A 17,453-nucleotide genomic window follows, 5' to 3' on the forward strand; every position below is an offset into this window, starting at 1 on the left:
GCCGTTACCGCATGCACCGATGCCGCCACGCGTAGAGGCACACCAGCTCCATCGCGATCGTCGCGCCCGCGAGCGACGTGATTTCCGCGTGGTCGTACGGCGGCGACACCTCGACCACGTCCATGCCGACCAGGTTGATGCCCCTGAGGCCGCGCAGGATCTCGAGCGCCTGGTAGCTCGACAGCCCGCCCGCCACCGGCGTGCCCGTGCCCGGCGCGAAGGCCGGGTCGAGACAGTCGATGTCGAACGTCAGGTACACGGGATGATCGCCGACCCGTTCACGGATGCGCGCGGCGATCGCGTCGGGCGTCGCGCGATGCACCTGCCGCGCGTCGACGATGTCGAACCCCATCGGCGCGTCGTTGGTCGTGCGGATGCCGACCTGGACGGACCGCCCGGGCACCACCGAGCCCTCGTTGGCCGCGTGGAAGAACATCGTGCCGTGATCGATCCGCTTCGCGTCGTGATCGGGCCAGGTATCGGTGTGCGCGTCGAAATGCACGAGCGACAGCGGCCCGTGGCGCTTCGCATGCGCCTTCAGCAGCGGATAGGTGATGAAGTGGTCGCCGCCGAGCGTCAGCATCGCGCAGCCGTGCTTCAGAATCTCGTCCGCGTGCCGCTCGATCGCCGCCGGCACCGAGTCGGGCTGCCCCGCGTCGAACGCGCAATCGCCGTAATCGACCGTCGCGAGCACGTCGAACGGATCGAACTCCCACGGCCACGGCCGCTCCCACGCGATGCCCGTCGACGCGATGCGCAGCCCGCGCGGCCCGAAGCGCGTGCCGGGCCGGTGCGTGACGGCCGCGTCGAACGGCACGCCGGTGACGGCCAGGTCGACGCCCGCGAGATCGCGGCTGAAGCGCCGGCGCATGAAGCTGGTCGCGCCGGCGAACGTCGGCTCGGCCTGGGTGCCGTACAGGCTCGAACGGGTGAAGGCAAGGTCGTTCTGGCTCATCGAGCGGATTCCTTTACGAGGGGACGGACGGTCGCGAGCGCGACGCCTGCCCGGATTCTGCAACGCCGCCATGCAACGATAAACATGAACTAACATAAGCTGACTTCAACCAGACGCGATGTATCGCCATGCTCACCACATTGAGGGACATGGATCTGCAATTGCTCCGCCTGTTCGTGACGATCGTCGAGAGCGGCGGGTTCAGCGCGGCGCAGGGCCGGCTCGGGATGGCGCAGTCCACGATCAGCACGCAGATGGCCAAGCTCGAGACGCGCCTGGGGTTCCGGCTGTGCGAACGCGGCAAGCGCGGGTTCCGGCTGACGCCCAAGGGCGAGCGCGTGCTGCAGTCCACGCGCCGGCTGCTGCACGCGCTCGACGCGTTTACGCGCGACACGCAGGACGTGTCCGGCACGCTGCTCGGCGAGCTGCGCGTGGGCATGTCCGAGCTGCTGGCCCCGGCGGTTGCCGAGTCGATCGCGCGGGCCGTCGGCCGCTTCCGCACGCGCGCGCCCGACGTGCTGATCGAGATCCTCGCGGTGCCGCCCGACGAGCTCGAACGCAGGCTGCTCAACGGCGGGCTCCAGCTCGCGATCGGCTACTTCTCGGGGCGCCAGGCCGGGTTGAACTACACGCCGCTGTTCGTCGAGCAGCAGGCGCTCTACTGCGGCGCCGCGCATCCGCTGTTCGCGAAGCAGGCCGTCACCGTCGACGACGTCGCTCAGTCGAACGCCGTCGCGCGCCTGTACAAGACCGGCGCGTCGGGCGCGCGGCCGCGCGGCCGGCAGCCGACCGCGTTCTCCGAGAACGTCGACGCCGACGTGATCTTCATCCTGTCGGGCGCGCATCTCGGCTTTCTGCCGGAGCATGTCGCAGCACCGTGGGTGGCGGCCGGCAAGATGCGCCGGCTGCTCGCGAACCGGCTCGGGCATGCGGTCGAGTTCCAGCTTGCGACGTCGAAGAACGCGGACGACGACGAGGTGCTGGACGTGTTCCGGCGCGCGCTGGTCGAGCAGTTCGACGCGCCCGAACCTGTCGACAGGCTTTCACCGAAAATCCTATGATGACGGCTCCACGGACAGCGCAGAGCCCATCCGCATGACCCGTTTCTCGCGAACCATCGCCGATTACTGGCACGCGCCGTTTTCACGCGGCGACATCCTCCACCGCGACAGCCGCTTCACCGTCACCGTCAATCCGGACCTCGACGAGGACGCCCGCGTCATGGTGCTGCAGCACGCCGACCGGCGCTGCGAGGCGGTCCTGACGCCGGCCCTCGCCGAGCGCCTCGGCCTGCGCCAGGAGCCGCGCCTGTCGGAGCCCGGCTTTCGCCGTCGGCTGCGGGAGGCGGACGTCACGCTGCACGGCGCGGACCATCTGTTCTACTTCTCGGCAGCCGGCAAGGATGCGTTGCTGCGCGACGGCGACGATCCGTCCGTGCGCCGGCTGACCGAGGTCGACGCGGCGGCGTTCGCGGCCTTCGAATCCGCCGCGTCGGGGCAGGACCGCGACGCCGCCTACGTCGCGCTCGATCACGCGGCCGCCTTCGGCGCGTTCGAGCAGGGCCGCCTCGTCACCGCCGCCAGCATGTATGCGTGGGACGACACGCGCCTGATGGATCTCGGCGTGCTCACGCTGCCGGCTTTCCGCGGCAAGGGCCATGCGCGCGGCGTGGTGCGCGCGATCGGCCGCCACGCTTATGCGCACGACTACGAGCCGCAGTACCGCTGCCAGCTCGACAACCGCGCGTCCGCGGTGCTCGCCGTGGCGGCCGGCCTGACGCTGTTCGGCACATGGGAAGTGGTGTCGCCCGATTCCGCGCACTGACCCTGCGCGAGCTAGCGCTCGCGCGCCGGCTGAGTGGCCGGCTGAGCGACCGGCTAAGCGACCGGCTGCGCGACCGGCCGAGCGACCGGCCGAGCGACCGGCCGAGCGACCGGCTGCGCGGCCGCCCGCTTGCCGCGCAGCAGGAACGCGCTCGCCGTGCACGCGAGCATCGCGATGCCGGCGATCAGGAACGTGTCGCTGTACGCCATCAGCAGCGCCTCGCGCATCACGCGCTGGTTCACCACCGCGAGCGCGAGCTCGTGCACGCCGCCGAACGCGCCGCGCGGCAGCGCATCCGGCCGGTCGAGATGGCGGCCCGACAGCAGCCGCGCCAGCAGCACCATGCGTTCCTGGAACGCGGCCGAATACTGCGTGACCGCTTCACCGATCCGCATCGCGTGCAGCCTGTCGCGCTCGACGACGAGCTGGCTCGCGAGCGCGATGCCGATCGCGCCGCCGACGTTGCGGACCATGTTGAACACGCCCGATGCGGAGCCGAGCTGCGCCTTCTCGATGCCGTCGACCGCCATCACCGACAGCGCGATCACGACGAGCGACTGGCCGATCCCGCGCACGACGAGCGACGGCACGATCACGTTCGATGCGGCGTCCACGCTCAGGTGGATGTTCATCAGGCAGCCGGCCGCGACCAGCGCGAACCCGGCGACGATCGCGGCGCGCGGGCCGATGCGGCGCATCAGCGGCGGCGTCAGGAACGACATCGCGAACTGCACGAGCCCGTACGGAATCATCGCGAGGCCGATGTCGCGCGCGCTGTAGCCGTGCAGCGCCGCGAAATAGTTCGGCACGAGGAACACCACGCCGAACACCACCGCCCCAGCGCGTTCGCCGCGATGTTCCGCAAGGCGCTCGGCGTGCCGCCGAGCGCGTACTTCGGGCCGCGGTGATGCCGCGCCGGGCGCGCGATGCGCTCAGCCGGCGGGCGCGGTCGCGTCGACGCGGAACAGCGACACGGCCGCGTACAGGCTCTCGCTCTGCATTTCGAGCGACGCAGCCGCCGTGGAAGCCGTTTCAACGAGCTCGGCATTGTGTTGGGTGGCTGCCTCCATCTGCGTGACGGACGCGTTCACGAGCTCGATGCCGGCCGTCTGCTCGCGCGACGCGAGGCTGATGTCGGCCATGATCGCGTTCACGCTGCCCACCGCCTTCAGGATCTCGTCCATCGTCGTGCCCGCGCGCGCGACCAGCGCGCTGCCGTCGCGCACGTTGCGGCTCGATGCGGCGATCAGCTCCTGGATTTCCTTCGCCGCGGCGGCCGAGCGCTGCGCGAGATGCCGCACCTCGCTCGCGACCACCGCGAAGCCGCGCCCCTGCTCGCCCGCGCGGGCCGCTTCCACCGCGGCATTCAACGCGAGGATGTTGGTCTGGAATGCGATGCTCTCGATCACGCCGACGATGCCGACGATGCGCGTCGAGCTGTCCGAGATCGCGTCCATCGTGCGCACCACCTCGCGCACCACCTCGCCGCCGCGCGACGCGATGTCGGACGCGCGCGTCGCGAGCGCGCTCGCGTCCTGCGCGTTGTCCGCGTTCTGGCGCACCGTCGCCGTGAGCTGCTCCATGCTCGCGGCCGCCTGTTGCAGCGACGCGGCCTGCTGGCCGGCGCGCATCGACAGGTCGCGGTTGCCGCCCGCGATCGCGCGCGCATCGTGCATGATCGCGTCGGTGCCGTGCCGCACCTGGCGCACGACCGCGACGAGCCCGTCGCGCATCCCGTTCAGCGCGTTCAGCAGGCGATCCATCTCGTTGCCGCGCCCCGACTCGACCGTTCCGGTCAGGTCACCGGCCGCGATCCGCGCGAACGAATCGACGGCCGCGTCGATCGGCGTGACGATCGCGCGCGTCAGCGCCCGCTGCGCGAACACGCCCGCGATCAGCGCCACCAGCCCGGCGATGCCGAATGCCCACAGCGTCATGTGAAAACGCCCGGCGGCCTGCTCGAAGCGCGCGCGCTGACGCTGCACCTGGAAATCCTCGAGCGCGGTCAGCGCGCGCTGGTAGTCGTCGAACCACGCGGCCGGCATCTCGCGCTGCGTGCTCAGGAAGTCGACGAAGTTCTCGTCGTCGAGCTGCTTGAGGCCTTTCGCGAACGCCTGCGACAGCAGCCGGTCGCGCTGGCCGAGCAGCGCGTCGCGCAGCGCCTTCTCCGCCGCGTCGGCCTCGTGTAGCGAACGATATGCGTCGAGCTCGCGATTGCTCGCGTCGAGCAGCGCATGCAGCCGCTTGACCTCCGCCACGGCCGGCTTGCCCGCGCTGATCAGCTGTTCGACGTCGCCCATGCCCGCCCGGAACATCAGCAGGCGTTCGGAGCTCGTCTTCAGATGCACGACGGCGGCCGTGTCGTCGCTGTACATCGCATCGAGCGCGCCGTTGCTCTTCACGAGCGCAAACACGGCCGCCGCGATGACCAGCATCAGCAGCAGCGTGCAACCGGCGATGGTGGCGGCGAGCCCGCCGCGTATCGTGACGTTTCTGATCATGGTCGCCCATCGGGCCCGCACGCCGCGTACTCGTGCGCGCCCCTTGCAGAAGGATCGGAACAAACTCGCAACCGGCCGCGCCGCGGCACGCCGGTGACGTAGCTATCGGCCGCGCGCTTGCGCGGCTGCATGGCGGATGCGACGCCGTTCTGATTAATTGCGACTTCGATGCGAATCCGCTGTGTTCGTTACAGGATGCGCAAAGATGGTGCATTGCCTATCGCGCCCTTAACGAGATTCAATTGGCGAATCGTCTGATGGTCCCTTTACATTGGCGGCGTTGCTTCGCAACCCACCTCAGTCAAGGAACATCAACGACATGTCACACTCCGCGAATCGACTTCTGCATACCGTGATCGCCGCGGCCTGCGTCGCGCTGAGCGCAACGCCCTACGCTGCCGAACTCACCCGCGACAACGGTTCGCCCGTCGGCGACAACCAGAATTCGCAGACGGCCGGGCCGAACGGCCCGGTGCTGCTGCAGGACTCGCATCTCATCGAAAAACTCCAGCGCTTCGATCGCGAGCGCATCCCCGAGCGCGTCGTGCACGCGCGCGGCACCGGCGCATTCGGCGAATTCGTGCCGAGCGCCGACCTCAGCGACCTGACGACCGCCAGGCTCTTCACGCCCGGCACGAAGACGCCCGTGTTCGTGCGCTTCTCCACCGTGATGGGCTCGCGCGGCTCGCCCGAGCAGGCGCGCGACCCGCGCGGCTTCGCGGTGAAGTTCTATACCGAGCAGGGCAACTGGGATCTGGTCGGCATCAACCTGCCGATCTTCTTCATCCGCGACGCGATCAAGTTCCCGGATTTCGTCCACGCGAACAAGCCGAGCGCGGTGACCGGCGTGCAGGACCCGAACCTCGCGTTCGACTTCTTCGCGCACGCGCCCGAAGCGACCAGCATGCTGACCCGGCTGTACACGACCGAAGGCATGCCCGATTCGTACCGCCACATGGACGGCTTCGGCGTGCACGCGTTCAAGTTCGTCAACGCCGACGGCAAGTTCACGTACGTGAAGTTCCACTGGAAGAGCCAGCAAGGCATGCAGGGGCTCCGTCCGAAGGACATTCCGGGCTCGATCGGAGCGGACTGGAACCGGATGACGAACGATTTGTACGGCGCGCTCAAGGCCGGCGACGCGCCGAAATGGGATCTCTACATCCAGGTGCTGAAGCCGTCCGAGCTCGACGCGTTCGACTTCAATCCGCTCGACGACACGAAGGTGTGGACAGGCGTGCCTGAGCGCAAGGTCGGCACGATGACGCTGAACCGCGTGCCGGACAACTTCTTCGAGTCGACCGAGGAATCGGCATTCGCACCGTCGCGGATGGTGCCCGGCATCGAGCCGTCGGAAGACCGCATGCTGCAAGGCCGGGTGTTCTCGTACGCCGACACGCAGATGTATCGCCTCGGTGCGAACTTCAACCAGTTGCCGGTCAACCGCCCGCGCGTGCCCGTCACGAACAACAACCAGGATGGGGCGATGAATTTCGGCGAGCGCAAGGGCGAAGTGAACTACGAGCCGTCGACGCTGAACGAACTCGCGCAGAACCCGCGCTACAAGTCGGCGCAGACGCCGCTTGCCGGCACGACGCAGCAGGCCGCGATCCGCAAGACGCTGAACTTCCGGCAGGCGGGCGAGTATTACCGCGCGCTGTCCGCGCAGGAGCGGCAGGACCTGCTGACCGCGCTGTCGGGCGACCTGAACCAGGTGAAGAACGACGCGAACAAGTACGCGATGCTGTCGTACTTCTACAAGGCCGACGCGGACTACGGCACGCGCCTCGCGCGCGCGACGCACGCCGACCCCGCCCGCGTGAAATCGCTCGCCGACAAGCTCGTCGAGAACTGATCGCCACGCCCGTGCGAAGGCTGCGACGCGGCTTTCGCACACCACCCCGCATGGATGCGCCGCGCGGCAACGCGCGGCGCACAGCGCTGATGAACCATCGATTCCGAACCGCCCTCTTCCGCCTGCTCGTGCTCGCGAGCGTGGCATTCCTCGCTGCATGCGCGCACACCGCGCCGCCCGCGGCCATCCCGCACGACGTCGCGCAAGCCGACCCGCGCCGCTACGACGACGCGTGGTTCGACGCCGCGCGCCTGGGCCGCATCGACATCCTGCAGGCGCTCGTCGACGCGCATTATCCGGTCGACGCGAAAACGCCCGAAGGCTATACCGCGATCATCCTCACTGCATACCGTGACCAGCCTCAAGCGCTCGACTACCTGCTGCGCGCCGGCGCGAACCCGTGCCTCGGCGACCGGCACGGCAACACCGCGTTGATGGGTGCGTTGTTCAAGGGAGAAAGCGCAATCGCGAAGCGGCTGATCGATGCGCACTGCCCGATCGACCAGACCAACAATGCGGGCCAGACGGCCTTGGCGTTCGCGGCGCTGTTCGGCCGGCTCGACATGCTGCCGGCGCTCGTCGCGCACGGCGCGAATCCCGATCACGTCGATGCGCTCGGCCGCACCGCGCTGCAGAACGCGATCCTGCAAGGCAACGGTGCGGCGGTCGCTGCCCTCGAGAAAGTCGGCGCGACGCCGAACGCCGACGTGACGTTGAAGATGCGGTAGTGACGGCCGCGCACCGGTTCCGACGATTCAGGCGATTCAGGCGATCAGGTCGCGCATCAACTGCATCAACTGCTCGCGCAGCCACTGGTTCGCGTGGTCGCGATCCGCGCTGCGGTGCCAGTAGCAGCAGTATTCGAGATCCGGCAATTCGAACGGCAGTTCGAGCACGCGCGCCGGGTAGCTGCGCAGCAGCCTGAGCGGCGCGGTCAGCGCGAGATCGCCGCGCATCGCGATCAGCGGCGCGACCATGTAGTGCTGCACCCGCATCTGGATGTTGCGGCGCTGGCCGAGACGCGCGAGCTCCGCATCGACGTGGCCGCTGCCCTTGCGGCGGCTCGATACGTGGATATGCCCCATCGCGAGATAGTCGTCCAGCGTCAGCACGTCGCCCTTGAAAGGATGATCGCGGCGGATCATGCACGCATAGCGGTCGCGCACGAGCAGCGCCTGGTGCAGGTTCGGATCGCCGATCAGCGCCGAATCGATCGCGATGTCGACGGAGCCGTTCGCGAGCGCGGTCGGCAGCTCGCGGCGGTCCATGTAGTAGCTGCGCACCTGCATGCGGGGCGCATGCTGCTGCAGCAGTTCGCCGAGCGCCGGCATCAGCAGCGCCTCGGTCAGGTCGCTCATGCTCAGCCGGAACACGCGCTCGGACGACGCGGGATCGAACACGTCCCCTTCGTGCGCGCTGGCATCGAGCAGTTGCAGCGCCTCGCGCACCCGGCCGACGATGTTCTCCGCCATCGGCGTCGGCACCATTCCCGCTGGCGTGCTCACGAACAGCGGATCGTTCAGCGTCTTGCGCAGCCGCGCGAGCGCGTTGCTGACGGCCGGCTGCGTGATGCTCAGCAGCTCTGCCGCGCGCGTCAGGTTGCGCTTGTTGTAGATCGCCTCGAATACGACGAACAGATTCAGATCAATCTTCGTTAAGCGCATCGCCGGTCTCCTTGCCGGCATCTTAAGGCGCGCGCCGCCCGCATGTCCACGGCGGACGGGGGCGGCGCGTGCAGGCATGCCCCGGCGTTACGCGCCGCGCGTGACCGGCATCTCGGCCGCGTCGGCCAGCCGGTGCAGGTGCTTCGCGAGCTCGAGCTTGGCGATCGCCGCGCGGTGCACTTCGTCCGGGCCGTCGGCAAAGCGCAGCGTGCGCTGGTGCGCATACGCCTGCGCCAGCGGGAAGTCGCTCGACACGCCGGCGCCGCCGTGCGCCTGGATCGCCCAGTCGATGATCTGGCACGCGATGTTAGGCGCGACCACCTTGATCATCGCGATCTCGGCCTTCGCGACCTTGTTGCCGACGGTGTCCATCATGTACGCGGCTTTCAGCGTCAGCAGGCGGGCCTGCTCGATCATGCAGCGCGCTTCGGCGATGCGCTCGTGCCACACGCTGTGCTGCGCGAGCGGCTTGCCGAATGCGACGCGCGAGCTCAGGCGCCGGCACATCAGTTCCAGCGCGCGCTCGGCGATGCCGATGCTGCGCATGCAGTGGTGGATGCGGCCCGGCCCGAGACGGCCCTGCGCGATCTCGAAGCCGCGGCCCTCGCCGAGCAGGATGTTCGACACGGGCACGCGCACGTCCTTCAGGTCGATTTCCATGTGGCCGTGCGGCGCATCGTCGTAACCGAACACCGGCAGGTGGCGCAGCACGGTGATGCCCGGCGTGTCGGCCGGCACCACGATCATCGATTGCTGCTCGTGGCGGCCCGCGTCCGGGTCGGTCTTGCCCATCACGATGTACACCGCGCAGCGCGGGTCGCCAGCGCCCGACGACCACCACTTGCGGCCGTTGATCACGTACTCGTCGCCCTGGCGCTCGATGCGGCATTCGATATTGGTCGCATCCGACGACGCCACGGCCGGCTCGGTCATCAGGAATGCAGAGCGGATCTCGCCGCGCAGCAGCGGCTCGAGCCAGCGATCCTTCAGCGCCTCGGACGCATAGCGTTCGAGCGTCTCCATGTTGCCGGTGTCCGGCGCGGAGCAATTGAACACTTCTGCGGCCCAGGACACGCGGCCCATGATCTCGCAAAGTGGCGCGTATTCGAGGTTCGACAGGCCTTCCGGCGCGCGCGACGAACGCGGCAGGAACAGGTTCCACAGGCCCGCTTCGCGCGCCAGCGGCTTCAGTTCCTCGATCACTGTGGTCGGCACCCACGCATTGCCCGCGCGGCGATTCGCCTCCACCTCCGCCTCGAGGCGGTGCTCGTTCGGGTAGATGTGGCGATCGAAGAAGGCCAGCAGGCGGGCCTGCATTTCCTTGACTTTGGGCGAGTATTCGAAGTTCATGTGGATCTTCCTTGAATGGGATGCAACAGCGGTTGACCGGGCTGCCGGCCGCCGGCGTGCGGGATCAGATCGTCAGGCCGCCGTCGACGACGATGCATTCGCCGTTCGTGTAGCTCGACGCGTCCGACACGAGATACAGCACCGTGCCGGCCATTTCGCGCGGCTCCGCGTGACGGCGCAGCGGGATCTTCGCCTTCCAGCTCGCGTAGATTTGCTCGTCCTCGAACAGCGCGCCCGCGAACTTGGTCTTCGTGAGGCCCGGCAGCAGCGCGTTCACGCGAATGCCGAGCGGCCCGCATTCCTTCGCGAACGCGCGCGTCATGTTGACGACCGCGGCCTTCGTGATCGAGTAGATGCCCTGCCGGTCGCCCGGCTGCAGCGCGTTCACCGACGCCGTGTTGACGATCGCGCCGCCGCCGTGCTCCCGCATCAGCCTGCCGGCCTCGACCGACATGAAGAAATAGCCGCGGATGTTCACTTCGACCGTCTTGTCGTACGCCTGCAGATCGGTATCGAGGATATGGCCGAAATACGGATTCGCGGCCGCGTTGTTGACGAGGATGTCGAGGCGCCCGTGCTTGCCGCGGATGTGCTCGAACGCGGCCGCGATGTCCTCCATGCGCCCGACGTGGCATGCGAGCGCCTCGGCCTTGCCGCCCGCCGCGACGATCTCGTCGGCCACCGCCTGGCAGTCGCCGATCTTGCGGCTCGACACGATCACGTGCGCGCCCTGCTCCGCGAGCAGCTTCGCGATTTCCTCGCCGATGCCGCGGCTCGCGCCGGTCACCAGCGCGATCTTGCCCGTCAGGTCAAACAGATTCGTTGCCATGCTTCGCTCCTCCATTGAATGTTGTCGGCATGTGCTGCCGCGCGTGTTCAGCGGTGCGCGTCGATCACGCGCACGGCTTCCTCGGCGAGCGGGCCCGCCATGTTGCCGACGCGCAGCGCCGCCGTGTTCGATGCATTGCCCTGCAGCGCGCGCGCCTTCACGCCCTGCGCGATCGCGGCGAGCCGGAAGAAGCTGAACGCGAGATAGAAGTGCCAGTCGCGGATCGGTTCGATCCCGCGCAGCTCGCAATAGCGCGCGACGATCTGCGCTTCGTCCGGCACGCCGAGCGCCGCGCGATCCTGGCCGGCGAGCCCCGGCACGTGGCCGTCGGACGGCAGGCGCAGGCACATGCAGTAGTACGCAAGATCGGCGAGCGGGTTGCCGAGCGTCGACAGTTCCCAGTCGAGCACGGCCTTCACGCGGAAGCTGTCGCGCTCGAACATCAGGTTGTCGAGCCGGAAGTCGCCGTGCACGAGCGACGGCCGGCCCGTATCGGGCGGGCACGCTTTCGGCAGCCAGTCGATCAGCGTTTCCATCGCGTCGAGCCGCTCGGTTTCGGCCGCGCGGTATTGCTTCGTCCACACGCCGATCTGCCGCTCGAAATAGTTGCCGGGCCGGCCGAAATCGCCGAGGCCCACCGCGTCGACGTCGACGTCGTGCAGCGCCGCCATCGTCTGCAGCACCGCGTCGTGGCACACCGCGCGGTCCGGCTTCGGCAGCTCCGTCAATGCCGGATTCCAGAAGATCCGCCCGTCCTCGAAGCTCATCACGTAGAACATGCTGCCGATCACGTCGCGGTCCTCGCACAGGTGGTACGGGCGCGCGACCGGCACCGCGCTGCCCGACAGCGCGGTCAGCACGCGGAACTCGCGGTCGACCGCGTGCGCGGACTTCAGCAGTTCGCCCGGCGGCTGCCGGCGCAGCACGTAGCGGCCGCTCTTCGCGTTCAGCAGGAAGGTCGGGTTCGACTGGCCGCCGGCGAATTTCTCCGCGTCGACCGGCCCTTCGAAACCGGGGATGTGCTGTTCCAGATACTGGGTCAGCCTGGCGATATCGAGTTGCTGGGGGGTGTTCGTCATCGTCGCGATCGGTCGTGGGTCAGCCGTAGGTTCGGTATGCGCGCCGTTCCGGATCCTCGAGATGCGGGATGCCGTTGAACGACGCCAGATGGAACGCGTCGGCGTTGAAGAAATACTGCGAAATGCTGCTGTTGCGGATCTGCAGGTTCAGCGCGATCGCGCTCGATGCCGGCGCCGCCAGCACCTGTTGCGTGGTGACCGCGATCGGGCCGCCCGAGCTCACCACCAGCACGCGCTGCGCGTCGCCCTGCCGGAGCGCGGCGCGCGCGTCGGCGACGCGCTGCTGGAACTGCGCCCAGGTCTCGGGCACCGCGCCGCTCAGCCGGTCCTCCGACCACAGCTGCAGCACCTGCCGCAGCGCGCGGAAGTGTTCCTTCATCGTGCCGGCCGCGAGCCGCGCAATCTCCGGAAATTCGTCGGCGGCCGCGGCAAAGAGCCCGTGGAAGTCGTATTCGTTCAGCCCCGGGTGCCGGTCGTAGCGCACGTCGTCGCGGCCCATGCCGCGCAGGATCGCGTCGACCGTCTGCGCATGCCGGTGCTGCGTGCCGCACGTCACGCGGTCGAACGCGATGCCCTGCCGCGCGAAGTATTCGCCGAGCCAGACGCCCTGCTGCTCGCCGCGCTCGGAAAGGCGGTCGTAGTCGTCGGTGCCGAACGACGCCTGCCCGTGCCGTACCAGATAGAGTTCAGCCATCGCATGCTCGCGGAATCAGATTGATCCAGCATAGCGAGCGCGCAGCCATTTTTGAAATTTATTTGATGAATCGGATGGTATTCATTTTGTGAATTCCGATCGACCTGCCCATGGACGAAAAAAAAGACAGGGGATTCCCCTGTCTCTTGCGGATGCTGCCCCGGTGTTTCTGCCGTCGGCGGTTAGCTGCCGGCGCCGTTCGACGACTTCCCATACACGATGTAACGGGCGGTCTCCATGAATTTCGCGTCGAGCGCCGGCGCATGCCGCCCGACGCCGGCCTGAAAGGCCAACCCGTCGGCCATCGAGATCAGCAGCGTGGCGACGTGCTCGCTGTCGGCCTCACTGTGTTCCGGATTGACGGTACGCACGAGTTGCGCGAGTTCGCGCGTGAGCGTCGCATACCAATCGTCGACCAGCCGGCGGCACTCTTCGTCGATCGCCGCGAACGAGAAGAAGTGCGCCCACAGCGCCCTGTACTGGGCATCCTTCGCGTCGCGCAGCGCCCGTTCCATGAGCGCGTCGAGCATCTCGCGCGGCGACGCGTCGCTTTCCAGCGCGCGCGTCAGGTCGTTCAGATACATCCCGATGGCCGGCTCGATCACCGCCCGCAACACGGCCAGCCGCGTCGGGAAGTAGTACTGGAGATTGCTGACGCTGATCCCCGCCGCAGCGGCGACCGCGCGCTGCGAGAAATCGAGGGCGCCGCCTTCGAGCAGGAGTTTTCGCGCGACGCGGACGATCTTGTTGCGCGTGCGCAGGCCCTGGGCTCGCAAGCCGTCGGTGCCCTCTGCCGCGGGCGCTGCGCTCGACGTGCGCCGTTTCCTGCTGTTGCGCTGCTCAATTGGCACTGTCATCGCTTTCCGTCATCGTGTAGGCGCTACGGCCTCATGGTAGTCATCGCACCGGCGCTTCGCCGAAGCGCCGATGACTATACCCGATGCCTCACGCATTTTCCAACAAACCCCTTACACCCGGTCGGCGTGCCCTGGCGCGTGATTGGCCTGCGTGTCGACGCGCCGGGCGCCGGCCCGCAGCACGCTCGCAATCGCGTCATCGGCTGCGCGCAGCCGCGTCGCGCACCTTGCGGTTCACCCGGCCGTCGAGCATGTTCGCCACGCCCAGCACCCCGTTGATCGCGCACCATCGCAACGGCTCGGGCAGCGTCGCAGGCGTCTTGTGGCGCAATGCCGCGAGCAGCGGATGCTCGGCGCCCTGGATCCGCTCGGCCAGCAGTTCCCCGACCAGCGACTGGGTCGCGACGCCATGCCCCGAACACCCGGCGGTGTAGAGGATGTTCCCGTGTGCGCCGGTTTCGCCCACCACCGGCAACGCATCGCCGGCCAGGCTGATATAGCCGCTCCAGCACGCGCGCACCGCCACGCTGCCCAGTTCGGGAAAACGGGCGCCGAGCGTATCCTCGAGCGCGCGATACGCGTCGTGGTCGGGCACGTTCGGCGTCTGCGAACCGTAGACGTAGTGGATCCGCTTCGTCGTCAGCACGAGCGTGTTGCGCACCGTCAGGCGATGGCTTTCCATCGTCAGGTGCGAGGTTACGATGCCTTCGCGCCCCGGCCAGCCGAGCGCCGCCAGCTGCGCCGCGGACAGCGGCTCGGTCTCGATCGCCGATACCCGCATCGGCATCACCTTGTCGCCGAGCAGGCCGAGCTGCGGCGTATACGCGTTGGTGGCGAACACGACGAACGGCGCGCTCGCGCTGCCCCGCGCGGTGTGAGCCTTGACGACCGCGCCTTCGGTATACGACAGCAGCGCGGAATTTTCGTAAATCTTCACGCCCGCGCGCAGCGCCGCGCGCCGCAGCCCCATCACGTACTTGCCGGGGTTGAGCGTGCCGCCGTGCGGCATGTGGAAGCCGAACAGGAACGCCCGCGGGATGCCGCGCGCGCGCATCGCGGCATCATCGAGGAACGTCGCCGGCGAACCGAGTTCGAGGCCGGTCGCCATGCTCGCGCGCAGCCGCTTCTCCTGCGACGCATGCACGCCGGCGCGGATAATGCCCGTCGCCAGGTAGTCGCACTCGATCCCGTATTCGCCGAGCTTGCGTTCGACGTAGGTGACCCCTTCGTCGTAGAAGCGGACGATCTGCTTCGCCCGCTCGCGTCCCACGCGCTTGACGAACAGCTCGTATTCGAGCCCCTGCCCGCCGGCAAGGTAACCCGCGTTGCGCCCGCTCGCGCCGAAGCCCGCGAACTCGCGTTCGAGGACGACCACGCGCGCGCCGCGCGCGGCAAGCTCCAGCGCGGTGGACAGGCCCGCGAAGCCGGCGCCGACAACGATCGCGTCCGCGTTGACCTCGCCGTCGAGCGGCGGCTGCGGATCGTCCGGCGCTTCCACCCATCCGCCGAGCGGGCGGTACGTTTCCGGCACTGCACTCATTCTGATGCCCTCCTTCGGGCGAACCCGGAACGCGGCCGCGCCCGCGGCCGTCGGCGCTCCGGTCGCCATTGCCCCGGCCGCACGTCGCGCGCGGCCATGTCCTCCCCGGCGTCCGTATCTTGGCGAACGCGCGCCGGGGGCCTCGGAATTGCCCCTAGCGGGCCGCGACGTCACCCTGCCCGGGCGACACGCTGGCCAGGTAGTGCGCCACGGCCCGGATGTCGTCGCCCGACAGCGTCGCGGCCACGCCATTCATCGCGCCGGCCGGGTCCTTGCGTTCGCCCGTCTTGAACGTGGCGAGCTGGGTCGCGAGGTAAATCTCCCCCTGGCCCGCAAGGCGCGGCGCCTGATCCCTGCCCATCAGCGTCGCGCCGTGACACGCCTGGCAGCTCCTCGCCTCGACCAGCGCCTTGCCGCGCTGCGCGAGCGCCGCATCGGCCGGAACGTCCTCGTTGCGGGTCGGAGTCTGCCGCGCGAAATAGGCGGCCAGCGTCCTGGCCTGCCCGTCGTCGAGATCCCTCGCAAGCGGTCCCATATACGGGTTGTGCCGCTGCTCCGACGCGAACGCTCGCAGTTGGGCCGCCAGATACGGCTCGGGCTGGCCGGACAGCGCCGGATACCATGCATTGAGCGACTGGCCGCGTGCGCCGTGACAAAAGAAGCAGGTCTCCTGCGGCCGCGGCCACGGGCCGCCGTTGGCCTGCTCCGCTGCGCCGATCTGGCTCATCGCCTTTTCGAAACGCATGCCGTCCAGGATGTCGCGCCCGTAGAGCACGCCCGCGCCGGCCAATCCCACGATGGCAACGACAGCGCCAATGATCATTGCGCGCTTCATTTACACCCCCACGCCGCGTTGTGCCAGCTTGCCGAGCGCCTGCAGCGCCGCGCGATGCCCGGAGCGCACCGCGCCGTCCATCGAGCCGGCCCAGATGTCGGCGGTCTCCGTGCCCGACCAGATCAGGCGGCCCACCTCGGGCTGCAGGAACTTGCCCCATTTCGTCCAAAAGCCCGGCGGGATCGGATGGATGCACTGCAGCGTCCACGGATCGACACGGCCCCAGTCGAAGTCGTGGAATTGCGTCGGGCGCAGCGCCTTGTCGCCGAACGCCTTTGCATAGATCGCCGACAGCGTCCGCTCCGCCGCGTTGCGCTCGCTCGGCAGCGCCCCCGGCGCGACGAACGCGCTCAGCACGCCGACCGAACCGTCCGGCGGCGAGTTGTCGTAGGCGAGGAAGACCGGGCCGCCGACCTGGAAGATCTGTCCGCAGTAGCCGTCGTCGCGCCAGAACGGCCGCTCGTAGACGTGCACCGTCTTGCGCATCGGCGCGTTCGCGGGCCAGCGTTTCTGCAACTGCGAACGCCCGTCCGGCAGCGGCGGATCGAACGCGATCTGGTTGCACAGGGCCGGATTCAGCGCGACGATCACGCGGCGCGCTCGCACGACACCCTGGTCGGTCTGCACCTCGACGACGTCGCGATCCCAGCCGGAAATCCTGCGCACGGGGCACGACAGCCTGACCTTGCCGCCGAGTTGGCGCGCCATTTTGGTGCTGAGCACCTGCGAGCCGCCAACGAAACGCGTTTCCTGTGCGCCGCCCTTTATCGACTCGAGCTTGGCGTAATTGCAGTCGGCGCTGTTGATCATCGACAGGTAGTGCAGCAGGCCAAGCTGCGCCGGTGCTCCGCCGAGCGACAGCTTCGCGGCCAGCGCGATGAAGTACCCGTCCTCGTATTTCACGCCTTGCTTCGCCAGCCATTCGCCGTATGTGAGCTTGTCGAGCTCCGCCGCGCGCTGCGCATTCCACGGCGCGCCGGACGGCACGCCGCGCGCCAGTTCGTCGAGCTTCGCGGCGATCGCGCCGTCGCCGCCCGTGCCGCCGTGCAGATCCTGCGCGACCCGCGCGTCGCCTGCCAGGATCACGGACTTGCCCGCGTAGTAGGTCGGAAACGTATCGACCCCAAGTTCGCGGGCCAGGTCGGCGATCGCCGTCTGGCCCGGGCCGATCCACTGGCCGCCGGCCTCGGACACGACGCCGTGGCCCAGTTCGTGATTGAAGGTTCGCCCGCCGACCCGGTTGCGCGCCTCCAGCACGACGAACGAATCGCACCCCGCGCGATTCAGGTCGCGCGCGGCCGTCAGCCCCGCCAGTCCCGCGCCGATGATCACGACGTCCAGCACGCCGCGGCTCGCGAGCGCCGCCGTGTCGCCGGCCGCCAGCGACACCTCGCCCGCGGCCAGCGACACGGCGCCCATGGCCGCGAGACGAAGGACCTGACGCCGGCCCTGCGTCTCGGGTGTGCGCTT

The 17,453-nt window shown here is 68.6% G+C and carries 15 protein-coding genes and 1 pseudogene; 4 read left to right on the plus strand and 12 right to left on the minus strand.

Features of this window, described 5'->3' with window-relative positions:
- Window positions 1–4: 4 nt before the first annotated feature.
- The gene (gene speB / locus ABFO07_RS12850) at window positions 5–955 is read right to left on the minus strand and encodes an agmatinase (RefSeq protein WP_347467437.1); all 951 of its coding nucleotides are present in this window, start codon (window positions 953–955) and stop codon (window positions 5–7) included.
- Between the two features lie 128 nt (window positions 956–1,083).
- Here speB and ABFO07_RS12855 point away from each other — a divergent pair, with 128 nt between their 5' ends.
- Window positions 1,084–2,016 (plus strand): LysR family transcriptional regulator, encoded by a 933-nt coding sequence (locus ABFO07_RS12855; RefSeq protein ID WP_059906944.1) that lies wholly within the window; start codon window positions 1,084–1,086, stop codon window positions 2,014–2,016.
- Between the two features lie 34 nt (window positions 2,017–2,050).
- Window positions 2,051–2,779 carry a GNAT family N-acetyltransferase gene (locus ABFO07_RS12860; protein WP_347467439.1) on the plus strand — a complete coding sequence of 243 codons (729 nt, stop codon included), beginning with the start codon at window positions 2,051–2,053 and terminating at the stop codon, window positions 2,777–2,779.
- Window positions 2,780–2,898: 119 nt separating this feature from the next.
- Here the strand turns inward: ABFO07_RS12860 and ABFO07_RS12865 are convergent.
- Both ABFO07_RS12865 and ABFO07_RS12870 read right to left on the minus strand, forming a co-directional pair.
- A pseudogene (locus tag ABFO07_RS12865) lies at window positions 2,899–3,618 on the minus strand (MFS transporter); the annotation flags it as partial.
- 93 nt (window positions 3,619–3,711) lie between these two features.
- Window positions 3,712–5,280, minus strand: coding sequence for a methyl-accepting chemotaxis protein (locus ABFO07_RS12870; RefSeq protein WP_185633533.1), 1,569 nt, complete (start codon window positions 5,278–5,280; stop codon window positions 3,712–3,714).
- Window positions 5,281–5,599: 319 nt separating this feature from the next.
- On the opposite strand from ABFO07_RS12870, the gene ABFO07_RS12875 reads away from it, so the two are divergent.
- Window positions 5,600–7,135 carry a catalase gene (locus ABFO07_RS12875; protein WP_347467442.1) on the plus strand — a complete coding sequence of 512 codons (1,536 nt, stop codon included), beginning with the start codon at window positions 5,600–5,602 and terminating at the stop codon, window positions 7,133–7,135.
- 89 nt (window positions 7,136–7,224) lie between these two features.
- Entirely contained in the window at window positions 7,225–7,863 is a 639-nt protein-coding gene (locus ABFO07_RS12880) for an ankyrin repeat domain-containing protein (protein ID WP_347467443.1), read from the plus strand.
- A 36-nt stretch (window positions 7,864–7,899) separates the two neighbouring features.
- Here the strand turns inward: ABFO07_RS12880 and ABFO07_RS12885 are convergent, their stop codons facing one another.
- The 9 genes from ABFO07_RS12885 to ABFO07_RS12925 form a co-directional block, all read right to left on the minus strand.
- Window positions 7,900–8,799: a LysR family transcriptional regulator gene (locus ABFO07_RS12885; RefSeq protein WP_059995433.1), complete on the minus strand. Its 900-nt coding sequence runs from the start codon at window positions 8,797–8,799 to the stop codon at window positions 7,900–7,902.
- An 87-nt stretch (window positions 8,800–8,886) separates the two neighbouring features.
- Complete coding sequence (locus ABFO07_RS12890) at window positions 8,887–10,149, minus strand: acyl-CoA dehydrogenase family protein (RefSeq protein ID WP_347467445.1); 1,263 nt, start codon at window positions 10,147–10,149, stop codon at window positions 8,887–8,889.
- Window positions 10,150–10,213: 64 nt separating this feature from the next.
- Window positions 10,214–10,978: an SDR family oxidoreductase gene (locus tag ABFO07_RS12895; protein WP_059566880.1), complete on the minus strand. Its 765-nt coding sequence runs from the start codon at window positions 10,976–10,978 to the stop codon at window positions 10,214–10,216.
- A gap of 47 nt (window positions 10,979–11,025) precedes the next feature.
- Window positions 11,026–12,057 carry a phosphotransferase family protein gene (locus ABFO07_RS12900; protein WP_059989233.1) on the minus strand — a complete coding sequence of 344 codons (1,032 nt, stop codon included), beginning with the start codon at window positions 12,055–12,057 and terminating at the stop codon, window positions 11,026–11,028.
- A 19-nt stretch (window positions 12,058–12,076) separates the two neighbouring features.
- Window positions 12,077–12,751: a histidine phosphatase family protein gene (locus ABFO07_RS12905; protein ID WP_059995429.1), complete on the minus strand. Its 675-nt coding sequence runs from the start codon at window positions 12,749–12,751 to the stop codon at window positions 12,077–12,079.
- A gap of 182 nt (window positions 12,752–12,933) precedes the next feature.
- Window positions 12,934–13,608: a TetR/AcrR family transcriptional regulator gene (locus ABFO07_RS12910; protein WP_059566877.1), complete on the minus strand. Its 675-nt coding sequence runs from the start codon at window positions 13,606–13,608 to the stop codon at window positions 12,934–12,936.
- Window positions 13,609–13,804: 196 nt separating this feature from the next.
- Window positions 13,805–15,148 carry an NAD(P)/FAD-dependent oxidoreductase gene (locus ABFO07_RS12915; protein WP_347467447.1) on the minus strand — a complete coding sequence of 448 codons (1,344 nt, stop codon included), beginning with the start codon at window positions 15,146–15,148 and terminating at the stop codon, window positions 13,805–13,807.
- 154 nt (window positions 15,149–15,302) lie between these two features.
- Window positions 15,303–15,983, minus strand: a complete 681-nt coding sequence (locus ABFO07_RS12920; protein WP_347467449.1) for a c-type cytochrome — start codon at window positions 15,981–15,983, stop codon at window positions 15,303–15,305.
- Window positions 15,984–17,402: a flavin monoamine oxidase family protein gene (locus ABFO07_RS12925; protein ID WP_124490104.1), complete on the minus strand. Its 1,419-nt coding sequence runs from the start codon at window positions 17,400–17,402 to the stop codon at window positions 15,984–15,986.
- Between the last annotated feature and the right edge of the window lie 51 nt (window positions 17,403–17,453).

The sequence above is a fragment of the Burkholderia stagnalis genome, from assembly GCF_039848545.1.
Lineage (GTDB): Bacteria > Pseudomonadota > Gammaproteobacteria > Burkholderiales > Burkholderiaceae > Burkholderia > Burkholderia stagnalis.

What these genes read in the sequence shown, in the direction of transcription:
- speB (WP_347467437.1), bottom strand. Translation starts at nt 955, where the DNA reads ATGAGCCAGAACGACCTTGCCTTCACCCGTTCGAGCCTGTACGGCACC.
- ABFO07_RS12855 (WP_059906944.1), top strand. Translation starts at nt 1,084, where the DNA reads ATGCTCACCACATTGAGGGACATGGATCTGCAATTGCTCCGCCTGTTC.
- ABFO07_RS12860 (WP_347467439.1), top strand. Translation starts at nt 2,051, where the DNA reads ATGACCCGTTTCTCGCGAACCATCGCCGATTACTGGCACGCGCCGTTT.
- ABFO07_RS12870 (WP_185633533.1), bottom strand. Translation starts at nt 5,280, where the DNA reads ATGATCAGAAACGTCACGATACGCGGCGGGCTCGCCGCCACCATCGCC.
- ABFO07_RS12875 (WP_347467442.1), top strand. Translation starts at nt 5,600, where the DNA reads ATGTCACACTCCGCGAATCGACTTCTGCATACCGTGATCGCCGCGGCC.
- ABFO07_RS12880 (WP_347467443.1), top strand. Translation starts at nt 7,225, where the DNA reads ATGAACCATCGATTCCGAACCGCCCTCTTCCGCCTGCTCGTGCTCGCG.
- ABFO07_RS12885 (WP_059995433.1), bottom strand. Translation starts at nt 8,799, where the DNA reads ATGCGCTTAACGAAGATTGATCTGAATCTGTTCGTCGTATTCGAGGCG.
- ABFO07_RS12890 (WP_347467445.1), bottom strand. Translation starts at nt 10,149, where the DNA reads ATGAACTTCGAATACTCGCCCAAAGTCAAGGAAATGCAGGCCCGCCTG.
- ABFO07_RS12895 (WP_059566880.1), bottom strand. Translation starts at nt 10,978, where the DNA reads ATGGCAACGAATCTGTTTGACCTGACGGGCAAGATCGCGCTGGTGACC.
- ABFO07_RS12900 (WP_059989233.1), bottom strand. Translation starts at nt 12,057, where the DNA reads ATGACGAACACCCCCCAGCAACTCGATATCGCCAGGCTGACCCAGTAT.
- ABFO07_RS12905 (WP_059995429.1), bottom strand. Translation starts at nt 12,751, where the DNA reads ATGGCTGAACTCTATCTGGTACGGCACGGGCAGGCGTCGTTCGGCACC.
- ABFO07_RS12910 (WP_059566877.1), bottom strand. Translation starts at nt 13,608, where the DNA reads ATGACAGTGCCAATTGAGCAGCGCAACAGCAGGAAACGGCGCACGTCG.
- ABFO07_RS12915 (WP_347467447.1), bottom strand. Translation starts at nt 15,148, where the DNA reads ATGAGTGCAGTGCCGGAAACGTACCGCCCGCTCGGCGGATGGGTGGAA.
- ABFO07_RS12920 (WP_347467449.1), bottom strand. Translation starts at nt 15,983, where the DNA reads ATGAAGCGCGCAATGATCATTGGCGCTGTCGTTGCCATCGTGGGATTG.
- ABFO07_RS12925 (WP_124490104.1), bottom strand. Translation starts at nt 17,402, where the DNA reads ATGGGCGCCGTGTCGCTGGCCGCGGGCGAGGTGTCGCTGGCGGCCGGC.